The organism is Bradyrhizobium sp. USDA 336, from assembly GCF_044908355.1.
Classification (GTDB): domain Bacteria; phylum Pseudomonadota; class Alphaproteobacteria; order Rhizobiales; family Xanthobacteraceae; genus Bradyrhizobium; species Bradyrhizobium yuanmingense.
This window is the reverse complement of sequence record NZ_JBIYDC010000002.1, coordinates 3,195,518-3,210,796: the sequence shown is the minus strand read 5'-3', so window position 1 is coordinate 3,210,796 and position 15,279 is coordinate 3,195,518. Positions and strand designations below refer to the sequence as shown.

15 protein-coding genes are annotated in these 15,279 nt (G+C 63.9%); 8 read left to right on the top strand and 7 right to left on the bottom strand.

The features are described from left to right. Positions 1–111: 111 nt before the first annotated feature. A complete protein-coding gene (locus ABIA45_RS15900) occupies positions 112–933 on the bottom strand; it encodes a FadR/GntR family transcriptional regulator (RefSeq protein ID WP_404652744.1) in 822 nt (273 codons plus the stop codon). 191 nt (positions 934–1,124) lie between these two features. After that, on the bottom strand, positions 1,125–1,466 hold the full coding sequence (locus tag ABIA45_RS15895) for a hypothetical protein (protein WP_404652743.1): 342 nt from the start codon (positions 1,464–1,466) through the stop codon (positions 1,125–1,127). Positions 1,467–1,546: 80 nt separating this feature from the next. Between ABIA45_RS15895 and ABIA45_RS15890 the strand changes: the two genes are divergently transcribed. The 3 genes from ABIA45_RS15890 to ABIA45_RS15880 all read left to right on the top strand — a co-directional run bounded on the left by ABIA45_RS15890 (position 1,547) and on the right by ABIA45_RS15880 (position 4,459). Then, entirely contained in the window at positions 1,547–2,545 is a 999-nt protein-coding gene (locus ABIA45_RS15890; protein WP_036004529.1) for a TRAP transporter substrate-binding protein, read from the top strand. Between the two features lie 82 nt (positions 2,546–2,627). Continuing rightward, on the top strand, positions 2,628–3,143 hold the full coding sequence (locus ABIA45_RS15885) for a TRAP transporter small permease (protein ID WP_157281010.1): 516 nt from the start codon (positions 2,628–2,630) through the stop codon (positions 3,141–3,143). After that, positions 3,140–4,459 carry a TRAP transporter large permease gene (locus ABIA45_RS15880; RefSeq protein WP_404652740.1) on the top strand — a complete coding sequence of 440 codons (1,320 nt, stop codon included), beginning with the start codon at positions 3,140–3,142 and terminating at the stop codon, positions 4,457–4,459. Before ABIA45_RS15885 ends, ABIA45_RS15880 begins: the two co-directional genes overlap by 4 nt. 52 nt (positions 4,460–4,511) lie before the next feature. Here the strand turns inward: ABIA45_RS15880 and ABIA45_RS15875 are convergent, their stop codons facing one another. Then, on the bottom strand, positions 4,512–5,786 hold the full coding sequence (locus tag ABIA45_RS15875; RefSeq protein WP_404652739.1) for a serine hydrolase domain-containing protein: 1,275 nt from the start codon (positions 5,784–5,786) through the stop codon (positions 4,512–4,514). A gap of 154 nt (positions 5,787–5,940) precedes the next feature. On the opposite strand from ABIA45_RS15875, the gene ABIA45_RS15870 reads away from it, so the two are divergent. Then, complete coding sequence (locus tag ABIA45_RS15870) at positions 5,941–6,858, top strand: intradiol ring-cleavage dioxygenase (RefSeq protein WP_404652738.1); 918 nt, start codon at positions 5,941–5,943, stop codon at positions 6,856–6,858. Positions 6,859–6,874: 16 nt separating this feature from the next. On the opposite strand, the gene ABIA45_RS15865 is transcribed toward ABIA45_RS15870, so the two are convergent. After that, complete coding sequence (locus tag ABIA45_RS15865) at positions 6,875–7,765, bottom strand: LysR family transcriptional regulator (protein WP_404652737.1); 891 nt, start codon at positions 7,763–7,765, stop codon at positions 6,875–6,877. Between the two features lie 102 nt (positions 7,766–7,867). Between ABIA45_RS15865 and ABIA45_RS15860 the strand changes: the two genes are divergently transcribed. Further along, a complete protein-coding gene (locus tag ABIA45_RS15860; protein ID WP_271545471.1) occupies positions 7,868–8,737 on the top strand; it encodes an SDR family oxidoreductase in 870 nt (289 codons plus the stop codon). 75 nt (positions 8,738–8,812) lie between these two features. Here the strand turns inward: ABIA45_RS15860 and ABIA45_RS15855 are convergent, their stop codons facing one another. The 3 genes from ABIA45_RS15855 to ABIA45_RS15845 form a co-directional block, all read right to left on the bottom strand. Further along, positions 8,813–10,549, bottom strand: a complete 1,737-nt coding sequence (locus tag ABIA45_RS15855; RefSeq protein WP_271545470.1) for a bifunctional protein-serine/threonine kinase/phosphatase — start codon at positions 10,547–10,549, stop codon at positions 8,813–8,815. 60 nt (positions 10,550–10,609) lie between these two features. After that, a complete protein-coding gene (locus tag ABIA45_RS15850) occupies positions 10,610–11,449 on the bottom strand; it encodes a formate/nitrite transporter family protein (RefSeq protein WP_271545468.1) in 840 nt (279 codons plus the stop codon). 297 nt (positions 11,450–11,746) lie between these two features. Next, positions 11,747–11,962: a hypothetical protein gene (locus tag ABIA45_RS15845; protein ID WP_404652734.1), complete on the bottom strand. Its 216-nt coding sequence runs from the start codon at positions 11,960–11,962 to the stop codon at positions 11,747–11,749. A 163-nt stretch (positions 11,963–12,125) separates the two neighbouring features. Between ABIA45_RS15845 and ABIA45_RS15840 the strand changes: the two genes are divergently transcribed. From ABIA45_RS15840 to ABIA45_RS15830, 3 genes are all read left to right on the top strand, one after another. Continuing rightward, positions 12,126–13,445: a CmpA/NrtA family ABC transporter substrate-binding protein gene (locus tag ABIA45_RS15840; protein WP_404652732.1), complete on the top strand. Its 1,320-nt coding sequence runs from the start codon at positions 12,126–12,128 to the stop codon at positions 13,443–13,445. A 65-nt stretch (positions 13,446–13,510) separates the two neighbouring features. Then, the gene (gene ntrB, locus ABIA45_RS15835; RefSeq protein WP_157281026.1) at positions 13,511–14,407 is read left to right on the top strand and encodes a nitrate ABC transporter permease; all 897 of its coding nucleotides are present in this window, start codon (positions 13,511–13,513) and stop codon (positions 14,405–14,407) included. A 13-nt stretch (positions 14,408–14,420) separates the two neighbouring features. Beyond that, the gene (locus tag ABIA45_RS15830; RefSeq protein WP_157281028.1) at positions 14,421–15,215 is read left to right on the top strand and encodes an ABC transporter ATP-binding protein; all 795 of its coding nucleotides are present in this window, start codon (positions 14,421–14,423) and stop codon (positions 15,213–15,215) included. Positions 15,216–15,279: the final 64 nt, after the last annotated feature.

The following is a 15,279-nucleotide window of genomic DNA, read 5'->3' as shown; positions in this document are numbered from 1 at the left end:
ACTGATCATTGCTGGTATCGTAGCCGCGTCTTGCGCAATCGCATATCTGTATCGGTTGCGACCCTCCTCGCGATCCGCGCCGAGCGGGGATCCGGGCCGAGCCCCCTTATGTCACGGTGCATGGCGCTTTCTCTTGCGGTTGAGGCTCGGCTTCCTGACGGCGCGCAGGGTCGATCCGTCCGCCTTGCGAGCCGCCGCGGCGATAATGGTCTTTCGGTTCGACAGCTTCGATCGGGTGTAGCCCAGCAGCCGTTCCATCGCGGCGCGCGCCTTCTCCGGGTTGCCGCTCTCGATGGCCCGCGCCGCCATGACGTGGTTCGGCAGATTGTCCTTGAACCAGCCGCCGGGGCCGCCGACGGCAACGGTGAAGACGGTGCCCAGAATGGTATCGATCGCGCCGCGAAAACCCTGGAGGACCGGATTGTGGGTCGCGTCCAGGATGGCGAGATGGAAAGCCTTGTCGGCAGCGAGGGCGCTGGCCTGGTCCTTTGCAGTCTGCATCGCCGCCAGGGCCGTGCCGATCCGCCAGCGGTCGTTCCTTGTTGCACGCTCGGCCGCAAGCGCTGCGGCAGCGGGCTCGATGATCGAGCGCACCTCCTGGATTGCCAGCAGAAGGTCCCGATCCGGCTCGTCCTGGCCGACCAGCCAGCTCAGCACGTCGCGGTCGAGCAGGCTCCATTCGTGGCGCGGCAACACGTGCGTGCCGTGGCGGGGCCGCACGCTGACCAGACCTTTGGCGGCGAGCGTCTTGATGGCTTCGCGCACCACGCCACGCCCGACTCCGAAGCGGGCTTCGAGCTCAGGCTCCGGCGGCAGGGCTGTCCCGACCGGAATGAGATCCTGCGCGATCTCCCGGCCGAGCGTCGTCAGCACGGCGCGAATGCGGCCGGGCTTGATCGGCTTGTCGACGGGGCTCGGGCGCGTTCTTGCCACTCGTACGTTTCTCCCGTCCGGCCTGTCGCGGCTGGTTCGTTTGTATTTGGCTGCCACGCCCGGCAGCCGCAATCATCGGATGTTTAACATCGGATGATTGGATGAGGGCAAGCGCAATTGTCGCAGCACCCCGTGTTGCGCTGCGATATGCGCGTGGACCGCGGATCAAAGCGTCTCCTCCAGCGCGCAGGTCACAGTGCAGACGACGCCGCGCGGCAGGGGCAAGCCCCCGTGATCCGCTGCACCTCGGCATCGAGCACCATGCGCATGCTACGCACCGTTTCCAGCACACGGCGCGCAGCCTCGCTGCGATCCTGACGGTAGTTGTAATTGGCAAGGCCCACCGCGAAAACGATCAGCGGCAGCGTCGTTCCGGCCCCCGTCCAGCGCGCTCCTGATCGCCGGAGACCTCGCGCCTCCGCCGTACACCGAAGTGGCGAGTTGCAGTGCAGCAGGCGTTTACGTGCAGTCCTGCGACGAAGGGGTAGCTCCAGCGCACGCGAAATGACTTCCGTCCCGCCGAGGTTTTTCATACGCTTGCCTCTCGCAAGCCGCATAACGGCTGCGCTCACGGCCGGGCGACAGGGCCGGAGCATCAAAGGGAGGGGAGACGATGAAGCGAAGATCATTTCTCGCAGGTATCGGTGCAACCACTGCGGCAGCTGCCATCGGCATGCCGTCGATCCTGAGGGCGCAAGCCCCGATCACGCTGAACGGTGCCGTGCAGTTCAATGACGACCATGCCTTCAATCGGGCCCTGCTGCGGTTCGAGGAGCTGGTGAAGAAGTATTACGGCAAGCCCGTCAACTTCACCCTGCACAGGAACTCCTCGCTCGGCCTCGAGAAGCAGTATTTCGAGTACATGTCGCAAGGCAAGGCAGTCGATTACGGCATCGTCTCGCCGGCTCACATGTCGACCTTCGCCAAGGCCGCCCCGTTCATCGATGCGCCCTTCGTGTTCAAGGGCATCGAGCACATGAACAAGGTGGTCGAAGCCAATATCCTGGCGCCGGTCGCCGACGAGGTCGCGGCCAAGGCGGACGTGGTTCTGATCGGTTATGCCGGCGGCGGCATCCGCAACATCTTCGCCAACAAGCCGCTCAAGAACCTCGCCGATCTCAAAGGCCTCAAGGTGCGCGTGCAGGGCGCGCCGATCTGGTCGAAGACCTTTGCGGCCGTCGGCATGAGCCCCACCGTGATCGCCTATAACGAAGTCTACAATGCGATCCAGAACGGTGTCATCTCGGCCGGCGAGAACGAGGCGGCCGGTGTCGAGGCGATGAAGTTCTATGAAGTGGCGCCGCATCTCAACCTGACCCAGCACGCCGTGTCGATCCGGCCGATCTGCTTCTCGGTGAAGACGCTGAAGACCCTGCCGAAGGATCTGCAGGACGCGATCATGAAGGCGGGCAAGGAGGCCGGCGATTACGGCCGCCAGCTCGAGTCGAGCGAGGAGGTCGTCAAGCTCGACACGCTGGAGAAGGCCGGCAAGCTCAAGCGCGTTCCGTTCGAGGAGCGGGACGCCATGAAGAAGCTCGCCGACCCCGTGATGGCCACCTACGCCAAGGAGATCGGCGCGGAGGGCATCTTCGAGAAGATCAACGTCGTCTGAGGCCGCCCTGTCCGCCGATAGCATTCCGGGCAGGCCTCGCTTCCTGTCCGGACATGGCGGATGAGCGCCGTACGGAGCTCCAATGTCCGAAATGCACGTCCCGTCCACACCGTCGCTGTGGCGCCGCGTCACCGCGGCCTATGCGAAATTGCTGGAATTCCTGCTCGCCGCATGCGTCGGCATCCTGGTCATCCCCGTCACGTTGCAGATCGTCTCGCGCTACACGCCATTCATTCCCTCCTACATCTGGACCGAGGAGATGGCGCGATTCCTGTTCATCTGGACGATCATGATCGGCGCCATGGTCGGTATCCGCGAGGCTCAGCATTTCGAGGTCGACGTGTGGCCCGATTTGTCGCGGCGGTCGGAGGCTGCGGTGCGGATCCTCGCGCGGCTCGGCGTGCTGGCACTGGCCATCGTGTTCGTGTCCGCCGGAATCGAATTCACACGCTTCGCCTGGAACAGAACGTCGGAGCTGGCCGATCTGCCGCTCTGGCTGATCCACGTTGCCTGGCCGGTGGCCGGCGTGACCTGGATCGTGTTTGCGGGCGAACAGATGCTCGATGAACTGCGCGTTCTGGTCGGGGCACAGCAATGAACGGCACTGTACTTTCTGCCGGACAGGCCGCCATGGTGCTGTTCGGGGTCTTCATCGGGCTGCTGATCGTGCGCGTGCCGGTCGCCTTCGCGCTCGGCCTTGCCTGCGTGCCGATCCTTCTGATCGAGCCGCGCCTGTCGTTGATGACGCTCGCGCAGGAGACCTTCAACGCCTACAATTCGTTCATTCTGCTCGCGGTGCCGTTCTTCCTCTTGACGGCGAACCTGATGAGCATCGGTGGCATCACCGACCGCCTCGTGGCGCTGTCGCGCTCGATGGTCGGGCACTGGCCGGGATCGCTGGCGCAGATCAACGTGGTGCTGTCGGTGTTCTTTGCCGGCATCTCGGGCTCCTCGACCGCAGATGCCGCCAGCCAGTCCAAGATCTTCATCGATGCGCAGAACAAGGAGGGCTACGACCTTTCGTTCTCCATTGCCATCACCGCGGTGTCGGCGGTGCTTGCCGTCATCATCCCGCCGTCGATCCTGATGATCGTCTGGGGCGGGCTGATCTCGACCTCGATCGCGGCGATGTATCTGGCCGGCATCGTGCCGGGCCTTTTGATCGCGGGCGCGCAGATGGTGACGGTGCACATCTATGCCGTGCGCCGCGGCTACCCCACCTATCCGAAATCGACCTGGGTCGAGATGGGATCCGCTATCTGGCGATCGATCCCGGCGCTGATGACGCCGTTCATCATCGTCGGCGGCATTCTGCTCGGCTGGTTCACGGCGACCGAGTCCGCCTGCGTCGCCGTGCTTTATTCCGTGGTGCTCTCCGCGTTCTTCTACCGCGAGACGGGCTTGCGGGAATTGTACAAGGCGCTGCTCGACACCGGGCGCCTTGCCGGCGTGGCGCTGTTTTGCGTCGGCACCGCAAGTGCATTCGGGTGGCTGCTGGCCTACTACAAGATCCCGCAGGAGCTTTTGGCGAATGTCTCGACCTGGGGCATGGGCACGGTCACGGCGGGCTTCTTCATCGCCTTCTGCTTTCTGGTTGTGGGCTGCTTCCTCGACGCGATCCCGGCGATCGTCATTGTCGGCACCGTGCTGGAGCCGCTCGCCAGGTCGGTCGATCTCCATCCAGTCCAGTTCGCGATCATCTCCATCGTGTCGCTGGCCTTCGGACTGGTGACGCCACCCTACGGCCTCTGTCTAATGATCGCCTGTTCGATCGCGGGCGTGCGGCTGCGCTATGCCCTGAAGGACACGGTGATCATGCTGATCCCGATGCTGCTCGTGCTGGCGGCGGTGATCATTTGGCCCAGCGTGTCGTTGTTCCTGCCGCGCCTGCTTGTGCCGGAAATGCTGAAATGAGCGTTTGATCGTGCGATCCCGCGGTCGTGGACCGCGGGACCGTTCCGGTGGGCTACAGATTGCTTTCAGTGATCGCGGCGTAGACCATGCTGCGCAGCTCGCGGCGGATCGGATAGGCGCTCGACGGCAGCACCTGGGTCATGAAGATCGCGATCAGGTCCTCTGCCGGATCGATCCAGAACGAGGTCGTGGCGGCGCCGCCCCAATTGTATTCGCCGGGGCTGCCGGCGATCAACGTTTCGGCCGGGCGCATGGTGACGGCGAAGCCGAGACCGAAGCCGATGCCGTTATAGGTCGCTTCCGAGAACAGCGAGCGCGAGACTTCCGGCAGCGCACGGCCGCCCGGAATGTGGTTGGTCGTCATCAGGGCCAGCGTCTTCGGGCCGATCAGCCTGACGCCGCCGAGCTCGCCGCCATTGAGCAGCGTGCGGCAGAAGGTGAGATAGTCGGCGACCGTCGAGCACAGGCCTCCGCCGCCGGAGATGAACGAGGGGGGCGACAGGAACGAGCTCGTTGCCGGGTCGTCCTGCAGCGTCAGGCCTTCGCGTCGCTGGCCGGCATGGAAGGTCATGCCGCCGCCGGGATCGGCGGAATAGCAGGCTGCGAAGCGATGTGCCTTCGAGGCCGGCACGTGGAAGTCGGTGTCGATCATGCCGAAGGGATCGAGGATGCGCTGTTTCAAGAACTGCTCGAACGGCACGCCGGAGATCTTGCCGACGAGATAGCCGATCACGTCGGTCGCAACGGAGTAATTCCAGGACTCGCCCGGCGAAAACTCCAGCGGGATCTTGGCCAGGCCTTCGATCATGGTTTGGAGTGTGCCTGACTTCTCGACCTCGCCGATCTTTTCAGTTCGATAGGCGGCATCGACGTTGGAGCGTTGCTGGAAGCCATAGGTGAGCCCAGACGTGTGGCGCAAGAGGTCGACGATCAGCATCGGCCGGGACGGCCGCCGGGTCAGGAACGCCGGGTAGGTGCCGGCGACGAACACGCCGAGGTCCTTCCACTCCGGAATGTATTTGGCGACGGGCTCGTCGATGGCGACGAGGCCTTCCTCGACCAGCATCATGAAGGCGACGCTGGTGAGCGGCTTGGTCATGGAATAGATGCGATAGATCGTATCGTCCTTCACCGGCACCTTGCGCTCGACATCGGCAAAGCCCTGCACTGAGCTGTGTGCGACCTTGCCGCGGCGGTAGACCAGAAGATGCGTGCCCGGAAAACGGCCGGCATCGATGTACCGGCGCTTGAGATGTGCATCGACGCGGTCGAGCGCGGCCTTGGACATGCCGACGGATTCGGGCGAGGCGGGGGTGGGGGCGAGCATCGGTTCCTCCGGGCGTTTTGTCGTTGATACCGAAATGGCGGCCGCATTCCAAGTCGGTTGCGCTTAACGGGGCCGGGCCGGCTGGTGTAGACTCGGCCTCGGAACGCAAGGAGCCCGCCAGGGCCAACGAGAAGAACGCGAGGGCAAACGCACCATGACTCAGTTCACCGAGACCGAACTCACCGAAGCCGTCGTCAGGAGCTTCGACCACACGCCCGATACGCGCGCGAAATTCCTGCTGCAGGAATTGGTGAAGTCGCTGCACGATTACGTGAGCAAGACCGGTCTCACCTTCGAGGAATGGGAATACGCGATCGATTTCCTGACCCGGACCGGGCAGAAATGCACCGACACCCGCCAGGAATTCATCCTTCTGTCCGATGTGCTCGGCGTCTCCATGCTGGTCGACGCCGTCAATCACAGGGATCGCGACGGTGCCACGGAGACCACGGTGCTCGGCCCGTTCTATGTCGGCGAGCACAAGGTGACTGCGCACGGCACTGACATCTCGCCGAACAACCAGACGGGCGAGCGGATGTTCGTGGAGAGCCGCGTCACCGATCTCGAGGGCAAGCCGCTCGCCGGCGTTCCCGTCGACGTCTGGCACGCCGATGACGACGGCTTCTACGATTCCCAGAAGCCGAACTACGACGAGGTCGGCGCCTCGGCGCGGGCGCGCTTCATCACCGACGACGATGGCCGCTTCTTCTTCCGCACCATCTTGCCGTGCAGCTATCCGATCCCGACCGATGGTCCGGTCGGCGAGATGATCGTGCAGACCGGCCGCCACCCGATGCGCCCGGCGCACGTGCACTTCCTGGTCAATGCCAAGGGCCATGAGCCGCTGATCACCCACGTCTTCATGGACGGTGACAAATATCTCGATTCCGACGTGGTGTTCGGCGTGAAGGACGATCTCGTCGCCAAGGTCGAGCCGCGCAATGATCCCACAATGCCCGACGGCACCAAGGCGAACGGGCAGTGGCATTTGATGACTTACGAATTCCACCTCAAGCCCGGCGGCGGCATGGCGCCGAAGCCGCTCGGGGTGAAGGCGACCGAGCCGGCGTGAGGATGCGAAATCTCAGTCATCCCCCGAGATAGGCTGCCAACTCGTCGGGCGTACCCTTTGGAAAGGCGTCTTTCAGATAATCGAGGAAAGCGGAGACGCGCGCACTGAGCAATCGCCGCGAGGGATAGAGCGTCCACAGGGCGATGTCGGCTCCCTCGACGTCGCCCCAGCGAACGAGCGTGCCGGCGGCAAGATCGTGGCTGACGAGCGACAGCGGCAGCCTTGCAGCGCCGATACCGGCTCTCACGGCATCGCGAACCATCATCAGGGATGACAGTCGAAGCACAGGATCGATCGCGATGCGCGATGGGCCGCTTGGCCGTCTGATGTCCCAAACCGCAGCTTTGTCATCGCCGCGCACGATGGCCGGAACGGCGAGGTTTCCTCTCGGGTGCTTCAGAGCGGGGCTGGCGACGACCAGCATTCGGTCGCGCAAGAAGATGCGGCCGACCAGGCTTTCATCCGGATCGGGATTGACCCGGATCACGAGATCAAAGCCTTCCTCGATCATGTCGACGTAACGGTCATCGGTCGTAACTTCGAGCCGGACTTGCGGATGCCGAACGGCGAAGCCGGCCGCGAGACGGCCCATCGCGGTTTGCGAGAAGAGCAGGGGTGCGCTGATCCGCAACCTGCCCTTTGGCTTGTCCCCACCCGAGGCGATCGCGGCCGCGGTCTCGTCGAGCTCGGTGAGGAGTGCGCCCGTCCGCTCATAGAGCGTGCGCCCTTCCTGGGTGAGCTTGAGCGTGCGCCCGCCGCGCTCGAACAGACGCAGATCAAGACTGCTCTCCAGTTCAGACACACGTCGAGACAAGGTCGCTTTCGGACGTCCCGCTGCCCGCGCGGCCTTTCCGAACCCTCCGTGACGGGCGACGAGATTGAAATCGGCAAGCGCAAGCAAATCCATCTGTTCCACCAATGAGACGGTCTGTCCAAATATAACGTCTATCGGCTCGCATGTGGATCATTAGTTTCCGGGTGTCTTCCAAAACCCAACCGGAGTGATCCCATGACCATCCTCGTTACCGGCGCCACCGGCACCATCGGCCGCAACGTCGTTGAGCAACTCGTCAAGCGCGGCGCCGATGTGCGCGCACTCGTCCGAAATCCCGAGAAGGCCAACCTTCCGGCAGGTGTCGCGGTCGCCCAAGCCGACTTGCTGGACGTCGATTCCGTGCGCGCTGCGTTTTCGGGCGTCTCGACGCTGTTCCTGCTCAACGCCGTGGTGCCCGACGAATTCACTCAGGCGCTGACTGCGCTCAACCTTGCCCGCGAAGCCGGCATCGAGCGGTTCGTCTATCTGTCGGTCATTCACAGCGACCTCTACGTGAATGTGCCGCACTTCGCCGGCAAGTTCGGGGTCGAGCGCATGATCGAGCAGATGGGCTTCAAGGCGACCATCCTGCGGCCCGCCTATTTCATGAACAACGAGCTCATGATCAAGGATGCCGTGACCGGATATGGCGTCTACCCGATGCCGATCGGCAGCAAGGGCCTTGCGATGATCGACGCGCGCGACATCGGCGAGATCGCTGCGATCGAACTGATCCGCCGCGAGACATCCGCAGCGCCGCTTCCGCTCGAACGCATCAATCTTGTTGGCCCTGAGACACTCACTGGCGCGAGGGCCGCCGCGATCTGGTCGGAGGTGCTCGGCCGCGCGATCGCCTACGGCGGAGACGATACCGCGGGGTTCGAGAAGAACCTCAGGCAGTTCATGCCGCCCTGGATGGCTTTCGACATGCGGGTGATGGGCGAGCGCTTCCTCACCGAGGGGATGATCCCTGAGCCCGGCGACGTCGAGCGTCTGACCGGCATGCTGGGCCGTCCCTTGCGCTCCTATCGCGACTTCGTCGCCGAGATCGCGGCCTCCGTTTGAGGCTTGCCAGAGCAGAAGCGCAGGCGGGCTGGCTGCGCCGCTCGCTATTGATCATGTGGCGAGCGGCAATCTCGATCAGCGCGCATGCAGCAAGGCCAGCAGCACGACGACGGCGCAGGCGAGCGCCGCCGTTGTCAGCTTCCAGAACATCAGCGGGCTGCGCTCCAGGAGCGGTGTGATGCGCGTGTCGAGATAGGCCGGGTTGGGCGTGCGAAGCTCGAAGATGAATTCCGAGAGATCCTCGTGCCGCTTGTAGGGATCGGGATGGAGCGCGCGCCGGAGCGCGCCGTCGACCCAGGCGGGAACGTTGCGGTCATCGTCGGCGGCGCGATATTTAAGCTTTCGCACATCCGCCTTGCGCCGGATTTTGGCGATTTGGGTGCCGTAGGGCAGCTTTCCCGTCAGCATCTGGTAGCAGATCACGGCCAGCGAAAACATGTCGGAGCGCGGCGAGCCGCCTTGCCCCAGGAAATATTCCGGCGCCGTGTATTGGACGGTGCCCAGGATTTCGTCGGCCTCCCCCGGCGGCGCCGCCTCGGCCACGCCGGCGACCCTGACCGATCCGAAGTCGATGATCTTGGCGGTGCCGGTCTTGTCGATCAGGATGTTGTCGGGCCTGAGGTCTTGATGCAGCATCTCCATGCGATGGAAGGCGCGCAGGCCCGCGGCGATCTGCTCGATGAGGCCGCGCACGGTTTCGAGATCGGGCCGCGGATTGTCGGTCATCCACTGCTTCAAGGTCTGCCCCTCGACGAACTCGGTCGCGACGTAGAGATAGCCGCGTCGCCGCGACTGCGACAGCGGTTTGAGCACATGCGGGCTGTCGATCCGGCGCGCGATCCACTCCTCCATCAGGAAGCGCTTGAGATAGGCGGCGTTGTCGCGTAGGTCGACCGACGGCAGCTTGAGCGCGACCGGCTGCTCGGTCTCGGTGTCGACGGCGAGGTAGATATGGCTGCGGCTGCTGCCGTGGATCTCGCGGACGATCCGGTAGCCGTCGAAGATCGCCCGCGGCTCCGGCAGCGCCGGCAGCGGCAATTCCGAGCTCTGATTGAAGATGCCGGCCGGATCGCGCTGCGGCACCGCATCGATCCGCAGGATCTGCACGGTGATGTTGTCGTCGCTGCCGCGGCGATAGGCTTCCTCCACGATCGCCTTCGCCGCCCCGTCCAGCTCGGCTGCATGCTCGCTTAGCGCGCTCGTGATGAAACGGGAGTCGACGAATTCATAGGCGCCATCGGTCGCCAGCAGGAAGGTGTCGCCGGCCTCGATTTCGATCGCCTGATAGTCGATCTCGAGCTGCGGATTAATGCCGAGCGCGCGGCCGAGATATGTCTGCTCGGACGAGACGATGATGCGGTGATCGTCGGTCAGTTGCTCCAGCGCCTTGCCGGCGACGCGATAGACGCGGCAATCGCCGACATGGAAGATGTGCGCGGTGGTTGCCTTGATGACCATGGCGCTGAGGGTGCAGACATAACCCTTGTCGCGGTCATAGGCATATTGGCTCTTGCGCGTCTGCGCATGCAGCCAGGAATTGGTCGCCTCCAGCACGCGGCGGGCGGAGGTCTTCACCGTCCACGATTCCGACGTGCAGTAATAATCCATCAGGAAGCTCTTGACCGCCGACTCGCTGGCGATCTGGCTTACCGTGCTCGAGGAAATTCCGTCGGCGAGAACCGCCGCGATGCCCTTCAGGCTGAGCAGCGGCTCTTCCGGAATCAGGACGCCGTGAAAGTCCTGGTTGATGGGCTTGCGGCCCTTGTCGGAATGCTGGCCGACTGAAATCAGGAGTCCGCGGGTCATCGCCATCCCCGGCAAGGAGGAGCCTCACCCTGATCGGGCGAGGCTCCCCTGTCGAGACGTTTTCGATCAGGCCGCAACGCGGGGCTTCACGGCCTTCTCCGCCTGACGCTTCGGCAGGGTCATGACGTGCGTGGCATAGAGGGTCATGCCGGTGAAGGCGAGGCCGCCGACGAGGTTGCCGAGCACGGTCGGGATCTCGTTCCAGATCAGATAGTCCATGATCGAGAACTTGGCGCCGAGCAGCAGGCCCGACGGGAACAGGAACATGTTCACGACGGAATGCTCGAACACCATGTAGAAGAACACCAGGATCGGCATCCACATCGCGATCACCTTGCCGGGCACGGAGGTCGAGATCATGGCGCCGACGACGCCGGTCGAGACCATCCAGTTGCAGAGCATGCCGCGTAGGAACAGCGTCGCCATGCCGGCCGCGCCGTGCGCGGCATAGCCAAGGGTTCGGCCCTCGCCAATATTGCCGATGGCGGCGCCGACCTTGTCGGGCGCCTGCGTGAAGCCGAAGGTCGTGACGAAGGCCATCATGAAGGCGACGGTGAAGGCGCCGGCGAAATTGCCGACGAAGACGAGACCCCAATTGCGCAGCACGCCGTTGAGCGTGACGCCCGGGCGCTTGTCGATCAGCGCGAGCGGCGAGAGCACGAACACGCCGGTCAGGAGGTCGAAGCCCAGGAGATAGAGCATGACGAAGCCGACCGGGAACAAGAGCGCGCCGACCAGCGGCTGGCCGGTGTTCACGGTGATCGTGACGGCAAACCAGGCTGCGAGGGCCAGGATCGCGCCGGCCATATAGGCGCGGATGATGGTATCCCGGGTGGACATGAAGATCTTGGACTCGCCCGCATCCACCATCTTGGTGACGAATTCCGAAGGCGCGAGATACGACATCAATGGTTCCTTTTGCTCGTAAGTGAGATCGACACGCCCCCCGACGAGGGCGCGGCTGAACGTCATCGGCCGTGCGGGCAGCCTGCCGCGCACGAGGGCTATGGAAAGTCTGGAAGCCTTGGGAATCGCGTCACGAGGACTCTGAAGCCGGAGACCGCGAAGCAGGTGAGCTTCCGGGATGCAGCCGCCAGAGGCTGCATCAATGCGGCCAAGCCGCAGTCGTCGTTGACGCAACCTCAGAAGCAATTTGTGTGCCGTGGTGCGTCGATCGAAAAAGCGAGCAAATTCAGCTGGATGTCAGCTGCAGGGGGATGATTGGCAAAACTGCGCCGCCTCTTGCTTGAGCGGCTGCACAACTTTTGTGCGGCGCACAAGGATTGAGCAGATCGCAAACTTCGCGTGCGGAACAGGGCTGCGTTGGTCAGACGCGAAATTACCAAGCATCTGATTATCCATCATTTTTGACGGTGGCAGGCTTGGCATGAAGCTTGAATAGTTCCAGGCCGACGCCATTGAAGCCGTCCCGCGAGACTTCTCATCCGAATTGCTGACGCACCCAAACGGGGTCTCCCCGTCGCGCGTTCGCATGCGCCTTTTTCTGGCGTCACGGACGGACGGGCTGCTCGTGCGCACTGACGCAATCATTCCGCAACGACGCAAAAGGACGACACGACCTATGACCAAGCGCATTCGCCGGCCCTCCGAGACTGGCCTCAGCCGCCGTCAATTGTTGAAAGCCACCGGCTCGACCGCCGCACTGCTCGCCGCCGCCAAGCTGAATTTCCCCGCCGGCGCCTTCGCGCAGGACGGAGGCCCCGAGGTCAAGGGCGCCAAGCTCGGCTTCATTGCGCTCTCCGACGCCGGCCCGCTGTTCGTCGCCAAGGACAAGGGCCTCTTCGCAAAGCACGGGGTGCCCGACACCGACGTGCAGAAGCAGGCATCCTGGGGCACCACGCGCGACAACCTCGTGCTCGGCTCCGAAGGCAACGGCATCGACGGCGCGCACATCCTCACCCCGATGCCGTACCTGATCTCGGCCGGCAAGGTGACGCAGAACAACCAGCCGACGCCGATGTACATCCTGGCGCGGCTCAATCTCGATGCGCAGTGCATCTCGGTCGCCAAGGAATATGCCGACCTCAAGGTTGGCGCGGACGCCTCGGTGCTCAAGGCCGCATTCGAGAAGAAGAAGGCCGAAGGCAAGTCGGCCAAGGTCGCGATGACCTTCCCGGGCGGCACGCATGACCTCTGGATCCGCTACTGGCTCGCCGCCGGCGGCATCGACCCCGACAAGGACGTCGAGACCATCACCGTGCCGCCGCCCCAGATGGTGGCGAACATGAAGGTCGGCACCATGGACGCCTTCTGCGTCGGCGAGCCCTGGCCCGGGCAGTTGGTCCACCAGAAGATCGGCTATACCGCCGTCAACACCGGCGAGATCTGGAGCAAGCATCCCGAAAAGTCGTTCGGCATGCGAGCGGCCTGGGTCGACAAGAACCCCAAGGCTGCAAAGGCGATCCTGATGGCCGTGATGGAGGCCCAGCAATGGGCCGACAAGATGGAGAACAAGGAAGAGCTCGCCACCATCATGGCGAAGCGCCAGTGGATCAACTGCCCGGTCGAGGACATCGCCGATCGTGCCAAGGGCAAGTTCGACTACGGCATTCCCGGCAAGGTGGTCGAGAACTCGCCGCACATCATGAAGTACTGGCGCGATCATGCCTCCTATCCGTTCCGGAGCCACGATCTCTGGTTCATGACCGAGGACATCCGCTGGGGCAAATACGAGGCCGGCTTCGACAGCAAGGCGCTTATCGCCAAGGTCAACCGCGAGGACCTCTGGAAGGATGCGGCCAAGACCCTGGGCGTTGCCGCCGCCGACATTCCGGCCTCCACCTCGCGCGGCAAGGAGACCTTCTTCGACGGCAAGGTGTTCGATCCGGAAAATCCGGCCGCCTATCTGAAGTCGCTCGCGATCAAGCGCGTCGAAGTCTGATGGAGCCCTGCGGCCGCCTTTAGGGGGCGGCCGCATCGTCCTTGCCACGCCGGAGAGAGATAGCGATGAACATGACCGCCACCAAGATCGAGGTTGAGACTGCGACGCCTGCCGCAACGATTGCGCCGGTCGTCGCGCTGACGCCCAAGCGTCCCCCGCGCGCTGAAACTTACGCACGCATGGCGCGCGAGACAGCCGTGCGCGTGATCCCGCCGCTGGTCGTGATCGCGCTGCTGACGCTGGTGTGGGAGCTGGTCTGCAGGAGAGCCGGTTCGGCGCTGCCGCCGCCCTCAAAAGTATTTGCGGATACCAAGGAGCTGATCTTCGATCCGTTCTTCGATCATGGCGGCATCGACAAAGGCCTGTTCTGGCACCTGTCCGCCAGTCTCCAGCGCGTCGCCTTCGGCTACTCGCTCTCGGCCATCGCCGGCATCGCGCTCGGCGTGCTGGTCGGACAGTCGGTCTGGGCGATGCGCGGGCTCGATCCGCTGTTCCAGGTGCTGCGCACCATTCCGCCGCTGGCCTGGCTGCCGCTCTCGCTCGCGGCCTTCCGCGACGGCCAGCCTAGCGCGATCTTCGTCATCTTCATCACGTCGATCTGGCCGATCATCATCAACACCGCGGTCGGCATCCGCAACATCCCGCAGGACTATCGCAACGTCGCCGCGGTGGTGCAGCTCAATCCGCTGGAATTCTTCGCAAAGATCATGATCCCGGCGGCGGCGCCCTACATCTTCACGGGCCTGCGCATCGGCATCGGCCTGTCCTGGCTCGCGATCGTCGCCGCCGAAATGCTGATCGGCGGCGTCGGCATCGGCTTCTTCATCTGGGACGCCTGGAACTCCTCGCATATCAGCGAGATCGTCCTGGCGCTGTTCTATGTCGGCATCGTCGGCTTCGTGCTGGACCGCCTGATCGCGGGGCTCGGCAAGATCGTCACCCGCGGCACCGCGCAGAACTGAGAGGGGAGGGCACATGACCGCCTATCTGAAGCTCGACCACATCGACAAGGTCTTCACCCGCGGCGCCGCCAGCACGGAGGTGCTGAAGGACATCAACCTGACCATCGAGAAGGGCGAATACGTCTCGATCATCGGCCATTCCGGCTGCGGCAAGTCGACCCTGCTCAACATCATCGCAGGGCTGACCGGCGCCACCACGGGCGGCGTGCTGCTGGAAAACCGCGAGGTGAACTCGCCGGGGCCCGATCGCGCCGTGGTGTTCCAGAACCACAGCCTGCTGCCATGGCTGACCGTCTACGAAAACGTCAGGCTCGGCGTCGACAAGGTCTTTGCCAAGACCAAGTCCCGTGCCGAGCGCGACGCCTGGGTGATGCACAATCTCAACCTCGTGCAGATGGCCCATGCCAGGGACAAGCGTCCTTCGGAGATCTCCGGCGGCATGAAGCAGCGCGTCGGCATCGCCCGGGCGCTGGCGATGGAGCCGAAGGTGCTGCTGCTCGACGAGCCGTTCGGCGCGCTCGACGCGCTGACCCGCGCCCACTTGCAGGACTCGGTGATGGCGCTGCATCAGAAGCTCGGCAATACCATCCTGATGATCACCCACGACGTCGACGAAGCCGTGCTCCTATCTGATCGCATCGTGATGATGACCAACGGACCGAGCGCGCGCATCGGCGAGGTGCTGGAGGTGCCGCTGGCGCGGCCGCGCAAGCGGCTCGACCTCGCCACCAACGCCACTTATCTGAAGTGCCGCCAGCGCGTGCTCGAATTCCTCTACGAGCGTCATCGCTTCGTCGAAGCCGCGTAAGTCACGCGTTCACGCGAGATCTGCCCGCGCCCAATTAATCGACATCAAGCTCAATCCTTGTGCG

Excerpts from the sequence above, each read along its gene's own strand:
- ABIA45_RS15895 (WP_404652743.1), bottom strand. The coding sequence starts at position 1,466 with ATGAAAAACCTCGGCGGGACGGAAGTCATTTCGCGTGCGCTGGAGCTA.
- ABIA45_RS15840 (WP_404652732.1), top strand. The coding sequence starts at position 12,126 with ATGACCAAGCGCATTCGCCGGCCCTCCGAGACTGGCCTCAGCCGCCGT.
- ABIA45_RS15870 (WP_404652738.1), top strand. The coding sequence starts at position 5,941 with ATGACTCAGTTCACCGAGACCGAACTCACCGAAGCCGTCGTCAGGAGC.
- ntrB (WP_157281026.1), top strand. The coding sequence starts at position 13,511 with ATGAACATGACCGCCACCAAGATCGAGGTTGAGACTGCGACGCCTGCC.
- ABIA45_RS15860 (WP_271545471.1), top strand. The coding sequence starts at position 7,868 with ATGACCATCCTCGTTACCGGCGCCACCGGCACCATCGGCCGCAACGTC.
- ABIA45_RS15875 (WP_404652739.1), bottom strand. The coding sequence starts at position 5,786 with ATGCTCGCCCCCACCCCCGCCTCGCCCGAATCCGTCGGCATGTCCAAG.
- ABIA45_RS15880 (WP_404652740.1), top strand. The coding sequence starts at position 3,140 with ATGAACGGCACTGTACTTTCTGCCGGACAGGCCGCCATGGTGCTGTTC.
- ABIA45_RS15830 (WP_157281028.1), top strand. The coding sequence starts at position 14,421 with ATGACCGCCTATCTGAAGCTCGACCACATCGACAAGGTCTTCACCCGC.
- ABIA45_RS15885 (WP_157281010.1), top strand. The coding sequence starts at position 2,628 with ATGTCCGAAATGCACGTCCCGTCCACACCGTCGCTGTGGCGCCGCGTC.
- ABIA45_RS15850 (WP_271545468.1), bottom strand. The coding sequence starts at position 11,449 with ATGTCGTATCTCGCGCCTTCGGAATTCGTCACCAAGATGGTGGATGCG.
- ABIA45_RS15890 (WP_036004529.1), top strand. The coding sequence starts at position 1,547 with ATGAAGCGAAGATCATTTCTCGCAGGTATCGGTGCAACCACTGCGGCA.
- ABIA45_RS15865 (WP_404652737.1), bottom strand. The coding sequence starts at position 7,765 with ATGGATTTGCTTGCGCTTGCCGATTTCAATCTCGTCGCCCGTCACGGA.
- ABIA45_RS15845 (WP_404652734.1), bottom strand. The coding sequence starts at position 11,962 with ATGGCGTCGGCCTGGAACTATTCAAGCTTCATGCCAAGCCTGCCACCG.
- ABIA45_RS15855 (WP_271545470.1), bottom strand. The coding sequence starts at position 10,549 with ATGGCGATGACCCGCGGACTCCTGATTTCAGTCGGCCAGCATTCCGAC.